General features: G+C 41.9%; 14 protein-coding genes. 12 read left to right on the top strand and 2 right to left on the bottom strand.

What is annotated here, in order from left to right:
• Positions 1 to 13 precede the first annotated feature (13 nt).
• Entirely contained in the window at positions 14 to 781 is a 768-nt protein-coding gene (locus tag AM506_RS15005) for a CsxC family protein (protein WP_060673302.1), read from the bottom strand.
• Between the two features lie 233 nt (positions 782 to 1,014).
• On the opposite strand from AM506_RS15005, the gene AM506_RS15000 reads away from it, so the two are divergent.
• A complete protein-coding gene (locus AM506_RS15000; RefSeq protein ID WP_060673301.1) occupies positions 1,015 to 2,196 on the top strand; it encodes a ParM/StbA family protein in 1,182 nt (393 codons plus the stop codon).
• Between the two features lie 12 nt (positions 2,197 to 2,208).
• Positions 2,209 to 2,595: a hypothetical protein gene (locus AM506_RS14995; RefSeq protein WP_060673300.1), complete on the top strand. Its 387-nt coding sequence runs from the start codon at positions 2,209 to 2,211 to the stop codon at positions 2,593 to 2,595.
• A 40-nt stretch (positions 2,596 to 2,635) separates the two neighbouring features.
• On the opposite strand, the gene AM506_RS14990 is transcribed toward AM506_RS14995, so the two are convergent.
• Positions 2,636 to 3,214 carry a CotY/CotZ family spore coat protein gene (locus tag AM506_RS14990; protein ID WP_060673299.1) on the bottom strand — a complete coding sequence of 193 codons (579 nt, stop codon included), beginning with the start codon at positions 3,212 to 3,214 and terminating at the stop codon, positions 2,636 to 2,638.
• 389 nt (positions 3,215 to 3,603) lie between these two features.
• On the opposite strand from AM506_RS14990, the gene miaB reads away from it, so the two are divergent.
• From miaB to hydA, 10 genes are all read left to right on the top strand, one after another.
• A complete protein-coding gene (miaB, locus tag AM506_RS14985) occupies positions 3,604 to 5,169 on the top strand; it encodes a tRNA (N6-isopentenyl adenosine(37)-C2)-methylthiotransferase MiaB (RefSeq protein ID WP_060673298.1) in 1,566 nt (521 codons plus the stop codon).
• 1 nt (position 5,170) lies between these two features.
• A complete protein-coding gene (locus AM506_RS14980) occupies positions 5,171 to 5,602 on the top strand; it encodes a RicAFT regulatory complex protein RicA family protein (protein WP_060673297.1) in 432 nt (143 codons plus the stop codon).
• A 258-nt stretch (positions 5,603 to 5,860) separates the two neighbouring features.
• Positions 5,861 to 6,397 carry an outer spore coat protein CotE gene (locus AM506_RS14975; protein ID WP_060673296.1) on the top strand — a complete coding sequence of 179 codons (537 nt, stop codon included), beginning with the start codon at positions 5,861 to 5,863 and terminating at the stop codon, positions 6,395 to 6,397.
• A gap of 234 nt (positions 6,398 to 6,631) precedes the next feature.
• Entirely contained in the window at positions 6,632 to 8,800 is a 2,169-nt protein-coding gene (locus AM506_RS14970) for a DNA topoisomerase III (RefSeq protein ID WP_060673295.1), read from the top strand.
• Between the two features lie 100 nt (positions 8,801 to 8,900).
• Positions 8,901 to 9,419, top strand: a complete 519-nt coding sequence (locus tag AM506_RS14965) for an ankyrin repeat domain-containing protein (protein ID WP_060673294.1) — start codon at positions 8,901 to 8,903, stop codon at positions 9,417 to 9,419.
• A gap of 223 nt (positions 9,420 to 9,642) precedes the next feature.
• The gene (locus tag AM506_RS14960; protein WP_060673293.1) at positions 9,643 to 11,097 is read left to right on the top strand and encodes a carbon starvation CstA family protein; all 1,455 of its coding nucleotides are present in this window, start codon (positions 9,643 to 9,645) and stop codon (positions 11,095 to 11,097) included.
• 399 nt (positions 11,098 to 11,496) lie between these two features.
• Complete coding sequence (locus AM506_RS14955) at positions 11,497 to 12,387, top strand: nitrilase-related carbon-nitrogen hydrolase (protein ID WP_060673292.1); 891 nt, start codon at positions 11,497 to 11,499, stop codon at positions 12,385 to 12,387.
• Between the two features lie 69 nt (positions 12,388 to 12,456).
• Positions 12,457 to 13,812 carry an NAD(P)-dependent oxidoreductase gene (locus AM506_RS14950; protein WP_060673291.1) on the top strand — a complete coding sequence of 452 codons (1,356 nt, stop codon included), beginning with the start codon at positions 12,457 to 12,459 and terminating at the stop codon, positions 13,810 to 13,812.
• Positions 13,813 to 13,836: 24 nt separating this feature from the next.
• Positions 13,837 to 15,123 (top strand): NAD-dependent dihydropyrimidine dehydrogenase subunit PreA, encoded by a 1,287-nt coding sequence (preA, locus tag AM506_RS14945; RefSeq protein ID WP_060673290.1) that lies wholly within the window; start codon positions 13,837 to 13,839, stop codon positions 15,121 to 15,123.
• 16 nt (positions 15,124 to 15,139) lie between these two features.
• On the top strand, positions 15,140 to 16,567 hold the full coding sequence (gene hydA, locus AM506_RS14940; protein ID WP_060673289.1) for a dihydropyrimidinase: 1,428 nt from the start codon (positions 15,140 to 15,142) through the stop codon (positions 16,565 to 16,567).
• Positions 16,568 to 16,653 lie beyond the last annotated feature (86 nt).

The following is a 16,653-nucleotide window of genomic DNA, read 5'->3' as shown; positions in this document are numbered from 1 at the left end:
ACTAGGTTACTGCTTATTCTGCAGTAAGACGGATTTGCTGTTTTTGTAATACTTTAATGGTAAAGTTGAGGGACATTTTTTCTAGCATATTGTAGAAATATCCTTCACCTACAGGACCTTCGGATACACGATCTGTTGATTCATCCCACTCTAAAATGCTGCTTGAAAGCAATTCACAATAAGGAAGTTGATTGTAGTATTGATTGCTGTATTGATGGAATTGAGAAATATCATTTGATAAATATTGATCCTTCTCTGGATAGCCTGTCCCTAAGTCTTGAGCTCTAAAGAAGTCAAATTCCTGACGGTTATTTGTTCTTGGGAGCTGGACTGGAGAATCCAGGGTAATCGTAGTCATGCATTTAAAAGGGACGCGGACCGTTAATGATTTAATGTCAGAAGATATACAGGAACCATCGAATCCAGATCCTCCACATGGTGTTGCGTATTGAATGTTCTTGCGCACATACCCTGATAATAGCAGAGGAAATTGTGCACCATCTTCACTGAAGTCGCCATTGCTTGTTGGAATCGTCATTAAACGGCATTGTACAATTTCGACTTTCTTTTTTACATCTTTGATTTCCATCACAGGCTCAGGAAATTTAATGTGTGCCTCAAGGTTACTTGATACACGATATACTCCTAAATCTACTGGAACATGGACAATTCTTTCACCTGCCGGGGTTAGAATGGGATCGACTGTTGTGTTGTCACAGTGATCGAGTGAAGCAGACTTATCTACGTTCACACAATTTTTACTCTTATTATAATCACTCATTTTTTTTCCTCCTATTTAATAAACAATATTTAAACTACACTTTATAATATGCGGGGCGAATCTATTAAGAGTGGATATATGAATCAGTATAAGAGTGGAAATTTACTAGGGAAAATCATTTTAGTAGAAAGAGCGCTCTTCCATTTTCCGTTACTGCCACGGAAATTTATGACTGGGTACGTGCACAGATGTTTTCTATCCCGGCATAAGCTTTAGGGAAGGAGGAGGATGGAATGGATAGGCATAATTATGTTGCTGTGGACTTAGGGAACAGCTTTTATAAAGCGATTGTTTCAACAAAAGGTGAAACGACAGAGTATTTCATGCCAAACGCAATTGCTTTATATGATGAGGAATTTTATGAGAAACCTTACGATGATGAGGATGTTTTATTAGGAGACAATTTGATTGTGGAAGTGAACAGTTCAGCGTTGCATGAGAAGAGAGATATCTTCTATATCGGCAAAGCAGCAGCAAGACAGCGTAATGTGAGTTTAACATCTTTTAATAATCAGAAAGTAGATGAAGACCGTACTTACACCCTTTTATTTGGCTTGTTGGCCCATCATGCTGTAATGAACAATCAATCTGACACAGATGTCACCTTTGAAATCGATCAATTGGCGGTTTCATTGCCAACTACTCAATATAAAGAACGGAAAGATACATTGAAAAGCCGTCTAATCGGTACTCATACCGTGTACCTCCATAAGGTGCCAGGAATGATCGCCCCTAAAGAAATTGTTGTAAGACTTCAAATTAAAAATACCATTATCGGTGCTGAAGGAGCCTGTGCCTACCTGGCGTTAACACGGGATAGTGAGACACTGGGGGTTAAAGATGAATCTCTTTTACAGGATTCTGCCAAGGGAATCCTCATTGGTGATCTTGGGGGGGACTCAGTCGATTTTGTGGGAATCAAAAACAATAAGCCAGTGGCATCCATTGAGGGTGAGCCATTTGGGATTAACCAGTTTTTAGATCATATCATACAGAAGGTCAGTAAATATGAGTTATATAAGTTCGATTCAAGATCTGAACTTGAAGAAAAACTTGTGGCCGGTCAATCAGAGTGGTATGTAGAACCATTCGCAGGTGTGAAAAAGGATATTAGTAAATATATCATTCCACAGTTGAAATCATTGGCGATTAAATATCTGGAACATTTTGACAGGGTTAGAAACAGTTCAAATGAAATCAAAGGGGCAGTCAAATATATTGCAGTAGGCGGTGCCGCAAAAATAGCCGAATCCCATATCAGGGAAGCGGCCGTGAAATGGGCAGAAAGAGGACGCCCCATTGAATTATTCTTCCCGCAAAATATGGAAACATTAAATGTATCAGGATTGATTATCCTTGCAAAGTTAAATCAATTAAAAAACAATCCTTCACATATTGAATATACAAAAAGCTAAAGGATGATGGGCATGTCTAGGAAATATTCAGATTACTTTCAGGAAACGATTCTTACAATCCCCGAGAATTTCATAAATGTTAAAACAGGGGAAACAGAAGCCGTCACCTCTAAGATTCATGAGCAAATCGCCTATCATTCTAAAAACAATACGTTGAGTCATTTTATTTTTTCTGCTTTGCATAACTACTTGCACCACTCTAAAACTGTTCAAGTTAACGTTGCATCAGATCATGCCATACTAGAAGAATTATCAAATTTAAAAAGACTTCTTCTTCAAAATGGATATGATGCCTCTAAAAGCTCGAACGAATGTACCATCATGAGTCGAAAAAAACAGGATCATACTACCGTAGGATTGAAAGAAATCGACGATTTGCTTGAGGCGTTTGGAGGATGAAAAAAGGTGAACGATTTTCGTTCACCTTTTTTTGCGGAAATTAGTATAAATGGACGGCAGGCAGGCAGGTAATCGCACAGAAACAAGACAAGTCAACTGTTATACATATCCCGGTATCCATCAAATCCTCCACACTTTTGTGGTCGATCTGCTTACAAGGTGAAGAGAGTGCACACTTATTATCATGATGATGGTGAGAATCGTCTCCTTTATGGTCCGATTTAAATGTCAATAATTCAAGGGTCGCACATTTATAATCCAGGTCTATTATTTTGAAGACATAGGTTTCAATGCATTTGAATGCTTTTTTCTTTTTTGAATGACAATGATAGGTTGTAACACCAGTGCCCTTAAATGGCTCGCATCCACAATATAAAATAAACGGGATGGTATTCTTTTTGTGTTTCTTTTTTTCACAAAGTAAATCTTCTATCGACTTTTTACACGAAGTATCACAGCCGTGGTCTTTTTTTGCTTTTTTCTGAGCTTCAAGGATGGCTTCTAGAACGTCTTCGACACAATGTTCATAATGCCTGGAACGGGAGTCAGGGCATTTGTGCTTTTGATAATCTTCATGGAAATAGGTGTCCTGAGCATTTGATTTCTGACTATAACTCATTATTTAACACTCCTTTACAATTTACTACTAATTATCATACGTTCATAAGGGAATATTCGATTGAGCTTCTAGCCTAAAACGAAAAAAATAGATTTCAGGTACATAATTGGTAGTTGAGCATTGCTTAGGGATATGTCGATTGATGAATGTCTTTGGGTAGCCGAAAGAAGAATATAGAGAATATATATGAGATAATACGATCATAGTACAGTAGATTTACTAGCTAAAATAGGAATGAAACATTTTTCAACACTTAAGCGACTCTATTGTATGTAGGGTTGAAAACCTTTATACTATAGTAATGTGCAACAATGTATATCCTGTTAATTCGGCCGGCTATATATATAGAAGAAAACGGTTTGGTTATAGAGGTAGAAAGGGGATTATTCATGAACGAAGAACAGCGAAAACATGGACAACAATCAAAGTCTGTATCTCCAGCAGACCAAAAATCTGATAAGGATTACAGCAAGTACTTTGAAAGTGTCTATATCCCACCGTCGTTAAAAGATGCTAAGAAGCGTGGGAAGGAAGAAATCCAATATCATAATGACTTCACCATCGATGATCAATTCAGAGGTCTTGGGGAAGGCAAGAAATTCTATATCCGAACATATGGGTGTCAAATGAATGAACATGATACAGAAGTCATGGCAGGGATTTTCATGGCACTCGGCTATGAAGCGACGAACTCGACAGAGGATGCGGATGTCATCCTATTGAATACATGTGCCATCCGTGAAAATGCGGAGAATAAGGTGTTCGGCGAATTAGGCCATCTGAAACATCTGAAACGAGAAAAGCCTGATCTATTAATTGGAGTATGCGGATGTATGTCCCAGGAAGAATCGGTTGTCAACAAAATCCTGAAAACGTATCAACAGGTGGACATGATCTTTGGAACGCATAATATTCATCGTCTTCCTCAAATATTATCTGATGCTTATATGTCTAAGGCGATGGTCGTTGAGGTGTGGTCAAAAGAAGGAGACGTCATTGAGAACCTTCCGAAGGTCCGCCGGGGCAATATCAAGGCATGGGTGAATATCATGTATGGCTGTGACAAGTTCTGTACATACTGTATCGTGCCATATACACGGGGGAAAGAAAGAAGCCGCCGTCCTGAAGAAATCATTCAGGAAGTCCGTCATCTGGCTGCACAGGGATATCAGGAAATCACTCTCCTTGGACAAAACGTCAACGCATACGGGAAGGATATTGAAGACCTTCAGTATGGATTGGGAGACTTAATGGATGATCTTCGTAAGGTAAATATTCCACGTATCCGGTTCACTACCAGTCATCCAAGAGATTTCGATGATCATTTAATCGAAGTGCTTGCCAAGAAAGGAAATCTGGTCGAGCACATTCATTTACCTGTTCAATCAGGTTCGACAGACGTTCTGAAAATCATGGCACGAAAATATACCAGGGAACAATTCCTGGAATTAGTGGGTAAAATTAAAAAAGCCATGCCGGACGTGGCGCTTACGACAGATATTATCGTTGGTTACCCAAATGAAACCAATGACCAATTCGAAGAAACTCTTTCTTTATATAAGGAAGTTGGCTTTGAATCGGCATACACTTACATCTACTCTCCACGGGAAGGTACCCCTGCAGCAAAGATGAATGACAACGTGCCGATGGAAGTGAAGAAAGAACGCCTACAAAGGCTGAATGCAGTTGTGAAAGAGTATTCTGCCGATGCAATGAAGAAATATACGGGCCAAATCGTTGAAGTGCTTGTGGATGGGGAAAGTAAGAAAAATCCAGACATTCTGGCAGGCTACACAAGACGCAGTAAGCTCGTAAACTTCAAGGCTCCTAAAACAGCCATTGGGAAAATAGTGAAAGTAAAGATCACAGATGCCAAGTCCTGGTCATTGGATGGGGAAATGGTAGGAGAAGGCCAAATTGGAACAGAATTCCAGGAAGCGGTAGAGGTGAAATAATATGGCAAAGTATACAAAAGACGATATTATGAAGCGTGCAGAGGAACTTGCAACAATGATTGCTGAAACGGAAGAAGTGGATTTCTTTAAGCGGGCGGAATCACAGATCCATGAAAATCAAAAAGTCCGTGAAATGATCGCAAGCATCAAGAGTTTACAAAAACAAGCCGTTAACTTCCAACACTATGGGAAAATCGAAGCCCTAAAAATGGTGGAGGCGAAAATTGAAAACCTTGAAAAGGAAATCGATGAGATTCCGGTTGTTCAACAATTCAAGGAATCTCAAACTGATGTGAATGATTTACTGCAAATCGTCGCTTCAGTGATTTCGAATAATGTAACAGATCATATTATCGAGACGACCGGGGGAGACTTACTCCGTGGGGAAACAGGGTCACATGTGAAAAATTCATCCCCTGGTAGCTGCTCCTGATTTAAGAATTATATTAAACGACAGACGATTTCAGTTCACAACGATCTATACAGGAAAGGGATATCCCTTTCCTGTATAGATCGTTTTTTTGTTCGTTTTTTTCACCGTCCCCGTCGAGCGCATTCCGGAACATTCAATGGGTATTCGCATACAATACATTATCTAAGCAACAATCCCATCATGTAATTAAATTTACTCGCACAAACACCTAGATAGTCGCATAAGATGAATTGAAAATGAATGAGGAGGTTCGCTCGAATGGCAGAATATAGAGAGATTATTACTAAAGCGGTCGTAGCGAAGGGACGTAAATTTACACAGTCTCATCATACGATTTGCCCGCCGCATAATCCATCGAGCATTTTAGGCTGCTGGATCATTAATCATCAGTATGAAGCACACAAAGTAGGCAAGAAGGTTGAAGTTCACGGTTCATACGAAATTAACGTATGGTACTCCCACAGTGACAACACAAAGACATCTGTTGTAACCGAAAGAGTAGAATATACAGATTGCATTAAATTAAAATACCGTGATCCAGATTGCTTAGATGACATTGAAGTATGTGCCAGAGTACTGCAACAGCCAAATTGCTGCGAAGCGGTCATTTCACCGAACGGTAACAAAATCATCGTTCACGTCGAACGTGAATTCCTGGTGGAAGTTATCGGAGAAACTAAAGTATGTGTCCTAGTGAATCCTGAAGGTTGTGACGATGAAGACTGGGATTGCGACTTGGATGATGAAGAATTTGAAGAGTTAGATCCAGACTTCTTAGAAGGCGACGAAGAATAATATTTACTAGGAAGACGGCCTCTTCCTAGTTTTTTTCTTGCTAATGGCAAGCGAGGGGTATGGGTTAGAAACACCGGGCATCTGACCAGATGCTCTTTTTTATGTGTTAAACCCATCACCAAGACCCGGTGATGGGTTTTTCTTTACCGTGAATCAACATACTCTACCCCTTTTATTGTATGTTAAAATAGAAAGGACATAAAACATACATCCGGTAATGAAAGGATTTTTTACATGAAAAAGATTTTGGTCCTGGCAGAAAAACCTTCTGTCGGTAGAGATATTGCCCGAGTACTTCAGTGTACGAAAAATGGAAACGGATATTTGGAGGGAAACGATTTTGTCGTCACATGGGCCCTCGGACATCTGGTGACACTGGCCGAGCCTGAAAGCTATGATGATCGGTATAAATCATGGAATCTTGAAGATCTACCCATGCTCCCGTCCTCCCTTAATCTTGTTGTGATCAAGAAAACGGGAAAACAATTCAGCACGGTCAAAGCGCAAATGAACCGCCCTGATGTAAAAGAGATCGTCATTGCCACCGATGCGGGTCGTGAAGGGGAGCTTGTTGCCCGTTGGATCATCGAGAAAGCCAAGGTGAATAAGCCATTAAAACGTTTATGGATTTCATCTGTCACAGACAAAGCCATCAAGGATGGGTTTGAAAGACTCAAAGATGCGAAAGGTTACGAAAATTTATATGCTGCCGCCGAGGCACGCTCCGTTGCCGATTGGTATGTCGGGATGAATGCAACAAGAGCGCTGACAACCAAGCACAATGCCCAATTGTCTTGCGGACGTGTCCAAACACCGACGATCAGTATCATTGCCCAGCGGGAGGAAGAAATAAAGAATTTCATCCCACAATCCTTTTACGGGATACAAGCTGTAACGGAAAAAGGGACCTTTGTGTGGTCCAACAGGAAATCCAATGATACGAGAACGTTTTCCAAAGAAGAAATCACCTCAATCTTGGAGTCTTTAGAAGGCAGGAAGGAAATCGGCATTCAATCAGTGAAGAAAACATTGAAGAAAAATTATGCACCTTCCCTTTATGATTTGACTGAATTACAAAGAGATGCCCATAAAATCTTTGGATTTTCTGCTAAAGAAACGCTTTTGATCATGCAGAAATTGTATGAGCAGCATAAATTAGTGACATACCCGAGAACAGATAGTAAACATTTATCAAGTGATATGGTTTCAACATTTAAGGACAGATTGAAAGCGGTGAACGTTCAACCTTATCGACTGATGGCCCACAGAGCGTTACAGGGCTCAGTTCAATTGTCAAAGGCATATGTAGATGATCAAAAGGTGACAGATCATCATGCGATTATCCCGACGGAGGAAACACCTTTTCTTCAGAAGCTACAGGACAGGGAAAGAAAAATATATGATTTAATCGTCAAGCGTTTCTTAGCCGTATTCCTTCCTCCGTATCAGTACGAACAAACGACTGTAGAAGCCACAATCGGGTCTGAAACGTTTCAAACAAAAGGGAAGCGGATTGTAGAGTCCGGATGGAAAGAACTCTATGATCATAACACTGATGCAGACCAACTCCTTTCCCGAATGGAGGAAGGAGATGTCTACCCGGTCCTCTCAATGAAAGAAACGGAGGGACAAACTAATCCTCCAGGCAGATTTAATGAGGGAACTTTATTATCTGCCATGGAGAACCCTAAGAAGTTCATGAAAGAAAGCAATAAAGACCTGCTCGCTACAATTTCTGAGGCAGGCGGACTCGGGACTGTAGCAACAAGAGCAGATATTATTGAAAAGCTCTTCAATTCAGGGGTAATAGAGTCAAAAGGAAAAGATATTCATATAACATCAAAAGGGAAGCAACTATTGGAACTTGCTCCTCTTGACCTCAGGTCACCTACTTTGACAGCGGTGTGGGAGCAAAAGCTTGAAAAGATCGCCAATGGATCCCTGCAGAAGCAGGAATTTCTGAAAGAAATCAAGGATTATACGAAGAAGTCAGTCAGTGAAATTAAAAATTCAACTAAAAAATTCACCCATGATAACTTGACAGGTACAAAATGCCCGGACTGTGGGAATTTAATGTTGGAAATCAAAAATAAGCATGGAAAGAAACTGGTTTGCCAAGACAGGGAATGTGGTCACCGGAAAAATATCAGCAAGAAAACGAATGCCCGGTGTCCGAATTGCCATAAACGCCTGGACTTAAGAGGAGAAGGGGAAGGGCAGACGTTTACCTGTGCATGTGGACATAGAGAAAAATTATCGACATTCAATGATAGAAGAAAAAAAGAAAAGAATAGTAAAGCGACAAAAAGGGATGTCAATAAATATTTAAAAACACAACAGAAGGAAGAGCCGGTCAATACAGCATTAGCTGATGCCTTGGCAAAATTAAAGTTGGATCAGTAGCCTTTCCTGGGGATGAGTGCCTATTTTGGCAAACATCCCTATCTTTTATCACGATAAATTGGTAGAATATTTGTAATTATGAAAAAATGAGGTGGAATCAATGACATCCTTTACAATTGAAGAGTTTTTTGATGCAATCGAAACCGGCGATAAAGCGGTAGTGGAACAAACGTTACGAAATGATACAAATCTTTGTAATGCAGAAAATGAACAAGGTTTAACCGCACTCGGGGTGGCGTCGCATTTTGATCAAAAGGAAATTGTGGAGCTTCTTCTGAATTTTGGTGCGGATATCAATTCCATTTCCAATTCAAAGGTATCGTACATTCCATCCAACACAGCATTACATGCAGGAATTGCCGGTAAAGCATCGAAAGAATTAGTGGAATTCCTGCTGAATCAGGGAGCAAATGTAAACCAGAGCGATTCATCCGGCCATACACCTTTACATATTGCTGCATTCGATGGGTCAGCAGAGATTGTCTCCTTGCTGCTGGCTTATGGTGACGACCTAGCCATCCAATCAGAAGATACGCAATCTCCTTTGGAGATCGCGACTGAAAGAAATAATAGAGAGTTCTTGAGGGCTCACGAGACATTTGTAAAAACGAAGATATAGTATCAGATGAGGCGCATTCCCTAATGGGGATGCGTATTTCTTATATTAAAAAAATTTTATTAGAATTGTACGCGGTTTCATTGTTGTTTTGATAGGTTTTATTTGAAATTGTTATTGTTAATTTATTCTGAAAAAATAATATTTTTAGAAAATTCCGTTGTTTTTTGTCGTTTTTCGTAATAGAATAAACGTTAATTTCAATTAGTGAAGGGAGGACATCGTGATGCTCACATTTCTTGCATCCATCTGTATTCTGGTAGTTGGTTATTTCTTTTATTCAAAGGTGGTAGAAAAGATTTTCGGTGTCGATGATTCCACCATCACACCTGCATATGCAAATAAAGACGGCTTGGATTATATGCCCATGAGCTGGTGGAAAGCAAGTCTGGTACAACTCTTGAACATTGCGGGATTGGGTCCGATCTTCGGTGCAATCCTTGGGGCTTTATACGGTCCTGTGGCATTTCTGTGGATTGTGATAGGTACATTGTTCGCTGGAGCCGTACATGATTATTTTTCCGGAATGCTCTCTCTCAGACATAATGGGGCACAGTTCCCGACAATCGTAGGGAAATATTTAGGGAAACCAGTTCAGTCCGTCATGAACATATTATCCATCGTGTTAATGATCCTTGTAGCGGCTGCCTTTACATCGGGGCCCGCGCAACTTATGGCAGAGGTGACGCCCCTTAACTTTATGACCTCTCTGGTCATTATCTTTACATATTTTCTAATAGCAACAGTTTTACCGATCAATAAAATCATCGGTAGAATTTATCCGATTTTCGGTGCGATACTTATATTTATGGCGGTAGCAATCGGAATCGGATTATTCTTCTTTGAACATCCTGTACCGAATTTAACATTTGAGAACATGCATCCAGGCGAACTGCCTTTATGGCCGCTCTTGATGGTCACGGTGTCATGCGGAGCAATTTCCGGCTTCCATTCCACTCAAAGTCCGATACTTGCAAGAACCCTTAAACGGGAAAGTGAAGGTCGGAAAGTATTTTATGGGGCGATGGTAGCTGAAGGCATCATAGCACTTATCTGGGCTGCTGCTGGTATGGCATTTTTCAATGGAACAGAGGGCCTCCAAGAAGCATTGGCTTCAGGAGGACCTGCAGGGGTAGTTAATGAGATCAGTAAAACGACACTTGGGACTCTTGGCGGGATACTGGCCGTCCTTGGTGTCATCATCCTTCCAGTGACAACAGGGGATACCGCCCTCAGATCTTCACGTATGATGCTCGCAGATTTACTGAGAGATTTCAGGAAGAAAGAAATGAAAGGGAAATGGCTTCCCGGATTACTCGTCATCCCTGTTGCAGTACCTACTTTCCTGCTTACTCAAATCGATTATACCTTTCTTTGGAGGTATGTGGGCTGGTCGAATCAAGTAGTAGCGACTGTGATGCTATGGACCGCTTCCATCTATTTATTGCAGAAAGCAAAATTCCACTGGATTTGCAGTCTTCCCGCGTTGTTTATGACAGCAGTGGTAAGTTCGTATATTTTCTATGCACCGGAAGGCTTCGGACTTTCTTATTCAGTTTCGATGGTTCTTGGAGCAATCATCTGGTTAGCCGTACTCGCCTGGTTTATTGGACAAGTAGTAAAGTACAGACCGGAAAGACAGCAGTCAGTGAAAATGAACTCAGTCAATTCATACCGTTAATCGAGGAACAGCCTTTTCATTTGATGAGGCTGTTTTTTTGTAAATAAAAGATAAGGTGAAATGAGGGATTTGTGAACTTTGTCGATTAAAAACTGAATTTTTATAAGATTTAGACAAATTATTCTACAAATTTTTCGAGGTGCGTATGATACGTTATGAGAAACGGACAAAGTGTCTTACTAAATTGATATCAATACATAATGACAAATGATGAGGGTAGTTCGTGTTACACAATGTATAATGCAAACTATTTTAGTACGGGTTAAAATAAAGTGAAAATACTTAAAATTCAGAATTCAACCAAACGGTAGTGAAATCTAGTAAGTGTTTACATGTGAAGCAAAAACAATGAAAGCGCTTACTATTTTATAAAAATCTTAACGTAATGGGGGAATTGGAATGTCAGATTTGGTTACAATTGGACTCATTCAGGCTTCTCATGATGTCGACGGGAAGGAAACAGTGGACGTCCATAAGGAGAACGCAATCAAAAAGCATGTGGAACTAGTGAGAGATGCAGCGAAAAAAGGTGCTCAGATCATATGTTTGCAGGAGATTTTCTACGGGCCGTACTTTTGTTCAGAGCAGAATCCTAAATGGTATGACTCTGCAGAAGAAATCCCGAATGGTCCGACTACAAAACAATTTCAGGATCTTGCCAAAGAGCTGAGTGTGGTCATTGTTCTACCAATCTATGAACGGGAAGGAATAGCAACCTACTATAATACGGCAGCTGTCATCGACGCAGATGGAACATACTTGGGAAAATATCGAAAACAGCATATCCCTCACGTGGGTGTCGGGGAGGAAGGATACGGATTCTGGGAGAAATATTATTTCAAACCGGGAAATCTTGGGTATCCGGTATTTGATACGGCTTATGCGAAGGTAGGGGTCTACATTTGTTACGACAGGCATTTCCCTGAAGGAGCGCGTTTATTAGGGTTGAAGGGGGCGGAAATTGTCTTTAATCCGTCAGCGACCGTAGCAGGGCTTTCCGAATACTTATGGAAACTTGAACAGCCTGCTCATGCAGTAGCAAATGGATACTATTTGGGAGCCATCAATCGCGTCGGATATGAAGGTCCCTGGAATATGGGTGAATTCTACGGCCAGTCCTATCTGGTCGATCCGAGGGGGAGCTTTGTTTCAGTTGGAAGCAGGGATCAGGATGAAGTGATCATCGGGGAAATGAATAAAAAGTTATTAAGGGAAGTAAGGGACACATGGCAGTTTTATCGTGACAGGAGACCCGAAACCTATAACGATATGACGGCGTTACTTCCATAACCAAGCAGGAACCATAAGGAGTGTTCCATCATTGATTCATTAATCGGAAATGAAGAGGGGGAAGTCAGTTTGTCCAACACACTTTCATTACTCAATCTCGAGAAAAATTTTCAGGAAACCCATAAGGGGTTAACTGGCAGGGAGGCACTCGAGGAAGCAAATCGATGTTTGTACTGCTATGATGCACCTTGCATTCAAGCCTGTCCGACAAGTATCGATATACCATCATTTATCAAAAAGATTGCATCAGGGAATTTAAAGGGTTCTGCTAAGACAATCATGTCTGCAAATCCCGTCGGGGCGAGCTGCTCAAGGGTCTGTCCGACAGAGGAGCTATGTGAAGGAGCATGTGTACTAAATTCTTCAACCAAACCGATTATGATCGGGGATCTTCAACGGTATGCCACAGATTGGGCAAGACATAATGACACTGTGCTCTTTGAAGCGGGAGAGCCGAACGGAAAGAAAGTCGGAATTATTGGAGGGGGACCAGCCGGACTTTCGGCAGCCAGGGAACTCGCGCGCTTAGGATATGATGTAACGATCTATGAGGCTGAAAAAGAAGCGGGGGGCTTAAATACTTATGGCATCGTTTCGTTCCGCCTTCCTCAAAGCATTTCTTATTGGGAAGTGGAACAGGTAAAGAAACTGAATGTAGAGATCCGGACAAATGTTAAAGTGGGTCGGGATATATCTGCAGGGGAAATTGCAATGAAACATGATTTTGTCATCCTGGCTGCAGGAATGTCCAGTGTCCCGGACTTGAGGATTCATGGAGAAGATCTGATAGGTGTGCATGATGCCATTAAGTTTGTGAAGAAAACCAAAAGTGGCAAGTTAAATCACGACTACATCGGTAAAAAAGTAGTGGTGATTGGTGCAGGAAACACAGCGATAGATGGAGCCACTTGCTCCATTCGTCTGGGAGCAGAGAATGTGAAAATCTTATACCGGCGTACAAAAGAAGAAATGACAGCTTATGATTTTGAATACGAATTTGCTAAGCAGGATGGTGTGGAGTTCCGCTGGTTGACGGCTCCCCGTAGAATCATCGGGAATGAAAAAGGAGAGGTTACAGGGATCGAATGTATCAGGATGGAGCTTGGAGAGCCGGGGTCAGATGGAAGAAGACGACCCATTCCGGTTAACGGCTCCGAATTCATTTTGCCGGTTGATGTCGTTATTAAAGCCATAGGGCAGACCCGTCATCTTACACTGATTGAACAATTCGGGTTAGAGCACTCTGAGGGAGTGCTAAAGGTTGACCCCGGTACTTTTCAAACATCGAACCCTTCGATTTTTGCCTGTGGGGACATCGTATTCGGTGAAGGAATCGGGGAAGCAATGGTCGTTACGGCTGCAGAGCAAGGGAAGCAGGCAGCATACCATTTACATGAGATATGTTCGACAGTGAAAACGAATTAAAACTGTTTAAGAGGGGGGAATTCCATGGCGAATTTAAGCATAGATTTAGCGGGGATCAAATCACCCAATCCATTTTGGTTAGCATCTGCGCCACCAACGAACTCAGGGTATCAGGTTCAAAGGGCTTTCGAGGCTGGATGGGGAGGTGCGGTTTGGAAAACGTTGGGTGAACCCATTATAAATGTTTCATCCCGGTTCGCAGCAGTAAGCTTTAATGGTCAGAGGGTAGCGGGTTTCAATAATATCGAATTGATTACGGATCGTCCATTGGAAGTGAATTTAAAAGAAATATATGAAACTAAGAAGAGATTCCCGAATCACGCCATCATTGCTTCATTAATGGTGGAGCCGAAGCAGGAAAAATGGCATGAAATCGTTAAAAAAGTAGAGGATGTAGGCGTTGATGGATTGGAATTGAATTTCGGCTGTCCCCATGGGATGGCTGAACGGGGGATGGGGTCTGCCTCCGGTCAAGTGCCTGAGCTGGTCGAGAAACAAACTCACTGGGCAAAGGAAGTGGCCAAGACACCGGTAATTGTAAAGCTCACACCTAATATAACGGATATAACCGTGACAGCCGAAGCAGCCGTTCGAGGCGGAGCGGATGCTGTCAGCATGATCAACACGATCAATAGCCTTGCCGGAGTGGATCTGGATTCATGGAACACAATTCCCCATGTTGGCGGTAAGGGTGCTCACGGTGGATATTGCGGACCCGCAGTGAAACCTATTTCCTTGAACATGGTGGCAGAATGTGCTAGAAACCCGAGAATCAATGTTCCGATTTCAGGTATGGGGGGAGTGTCAAATTGGCAGGACGCCGTGGAGTTCATGCTTATGGGTGCTTCCGGAGTCCAAGTATGCACGGCAGCGATGCACCATGGTTTCAGGATCGTCGAGGATATGCTCGATGGATTGAATAATTATTTAGATGATAAAGGAATACCAAGCGTTCAGGAGATTGTTGGAAAGTCAGTGCCGAAATTTTCCGATTGGGGTAATCTGGATCTGAATTATAGTGTAGTGGCCCAAATCAATACTGACGTGTGCATCAATTGTAATAAGTGCCACATTGCATGTGAAGATACTTCTCATCAGTGTATTGATATGCTGAAGGATCCTGATGGAAATAGCTATCTAAAGGTGAGGGAAGAAGACTGTGTCGGATGTAATCTTTGCTCGATTGTCTGTCCGGTTGATGGCGCCATTGATATGATTGAAGTTCCGAGTGGTCAGATGCCGATGACCTGGAACGAACGTCAAGCAGTCATGAGTAACCTGTCGGGCTCTAAAGTTAATGCAGTAAAATAAACCAGGAGGTACCGTAATGGATAAAATCATTCAAAATGGAACGATTGTAACAGCAACTGATACGTATAAAGCAGATATCCTGATACAAGACGGGAAGATTGCAGCGATAGGAAAAGGATTTGATGCAGGAGAGGCTGAAGTGATTGATGCAAGCGGAAAATTCATTTTCCCCGGAGGAGTCGATCCGCACACACATCTGGAAATGCCATTTGGCGGGACGGTTTCAAAGGATGACTTTGAAACCGGAACGATTGCCGCTGCGTTCGGGGGGACAACGACCCTTATTGATTTCTGTTTAACGAATAAAGGAGAACCACTTCAAAGTGCCATCGATACATGGCATGCGAAGTCAAAGGATAGAGCCGTTATCGATTATAGCTTCCATTTAATGATCGGGGAGATCAATCAAGAAGTACTCTCCCAACTGCCTGAAGTCATACAGGAGGAAGGGATTACATCTTTCAAAGTGTTTATGGCGTATAAAAATGTATTTCAGGCAGACGACGAGACTTTATTTAGAACATTGGTTGCTGCAAGGGAGCTCGGGGCTCTCGTCATGGTTCACGCAGAAAATGGGGATGTCATTGAATACTTAACCGAGAAGGCATTAGAAGAAGGGAAAACGGAACCGATTTATCATGCTTTGACGAGACCTCCTGAACTTGAAGGGGAAGCCACTGGCAGAGCGGCTAAACTAACGGGATTAGCGGATTCACAACTATATGTTGTACATGTTTCATGCTCGGAGGCCGTGGAACAGATTTCAGCGGCGAGGAGTAAAGGGTTGAATGTATGGGGTGAAACATGTCCACAGTATCTGGTCCTTGATCAAACTTATTTAGAACGTCCTAACTTTGAAGGGGCGAAGTACGTATGGTCGCCTCCACTCAGGGAAAAGTGGCATCAGGACGTCTTATGGAATGCTTTGAAAAGCGGGCAGCTTCAAACATTGGGATCTGATCAATGTTCTTTTGATTTCCAGGGGCAGAAGGATCTTGGGAAAGAAGACTTCACTAAAATTCCGAATGGCGGACCGATCATTGAGGACCGTGTATCCATATTATTCTCAGAAGGGGTTGAAAAAGGACGCATAAGCTTGAATCAGTTCGTGGATATCATGTCGACGAGAAGTGCGAAATTGTTTGGGTTGTATCCTCAGAAAGGAACCGTCGCCGTTGGTTCGGATGCAGATATCGTCATCTTTGATCCGGAAGCAGAAAGAGTCATCTCTGCTGCGACCCATCATATGGCAGCAGATTATAACCCGTTCGAAGGCATGAAGATTAAAGGTGAACCGGTTTCTGTATTATCCAGGGGTGAATATGTCATCAAAGATAAAACGTTTGTAGGGAAACAGGGTACCGGAAAGTATATTAAGAGAGCAAAATACGGTAACCTGCTGGTAAATGAAGAGAGTGCAGCACTTCAATCTTCTAAGAGCTGATCCTTTTTTAGGGAAGCATCCATCTTAATGGTAGAACGACTCCTCGCGAGCGGGTGTAAAGAATTTCAGACTTTATACCCACTCGC

The sequence above is a fragment of the Rossellomorea vietnamensis genome (genome assembly GCF_001305855.1).
Lineage (GTDB): Bacteria > Bacillota > Bacilli > Bacillales > Bacillaceae_B > Rossellomorea > Rossellomorea vietnamensis_A.
Note: the sequence above shows the minus strand (reverse complement) of the source record. Positions and strands in the feature narration are given on the sequence as shown.

Excerpts from the sequence above, each read along its gene's own strand:
- miaB (WP_060673298.1), top strand. The coding sequence starts at position 3,604 with ATGAACGAAGAACAGCGAAAACATGGACAACAATCAAAGTCTGTATCT.
- AM506_RS14970 (WP_060673295.1), top strand. The coding sequence starts at position 6,632 with ATGAAAAAGATTTTGGTCCTGGCAGAAAAACCTTCTGTCGGTAGAGAT.
- AM506_RS14975 (WP_060673296.1), top strand. The coding sequence starts at position 5,861 with ATGGCAGAATATAGAGAGATTATTACTAAAGCGGTCGTAGCGAAGGGA.
- preA (WP_060673290.1), top strand. The coding sequence starts at position 13,837 with ATGGCGAATTTAAGCATAGATTTAGCGGGGATCAAATCACCCAATCCA.
- AM506_RS14980 (WP_060673297.1), top strand. The coding sequence starts at position 5,171 with ATGGCAAAGTATACAAAAGACGATATTATGAAGCGTGCAGAGGAACTT.
- AM506_RS14990 (WP_060673299.1), bottom strand. The coding sequence starts at position 3,214 with ATGAGTTATAGTCAGAAATCAAATGCTCAGGACACCTATTTCCATGAA.
- AM506_RS15005 (WP_060673302.1), bottom strand. The coding sequence starts at position 781 with ATGAGTGATTATAATAAGAGTAAAAATTGTGTGAACGTAGATAAGTCT.
- AM506_RS14960 (WP_060673293.1), top strand. The coding sequence starts at position 9,643 with ATGCTCACATTTCTTGCATCCATCTGTATTCTGGTAGTTGGTTATTTC.
- hydA (WP_060673289.1), top strand. The coding sequence starts at position 15,140 with ATGGATAAAATCATTCAAAATGGAACGATTGTAACAGCAACTGATACG.
- AM506_RS15000 (WP_060673301.1), top strand. The coding sequence starts at position 1,015 with ATGGATAGGCATAATTATGTTGCTGTGGACTTAGGGAACAGCTTTTAT.
- AM506_RS14965 (WP_060673294.1), top strand. The coding sequence starts at position 8,901 with ATGACATCCTTTACAATTGAAGAGTTTTTTGATGCAATCGAAACCGGC.
- AM506_RS14995 (WP_060673300.1), top strand. The coding sequence starts at position 2,209 with ATGTCTAGGAAATATTCAGATTACTTTCAGGAAACGATTCTTACAATC.
- AM506_RS14955 (WP_060673292.1), top strand. The coding sequence starts at position 11,497 with ATGTCAGATTTGGTTACAATTGGACTCATTCAGGCTTCTCATGATGTC.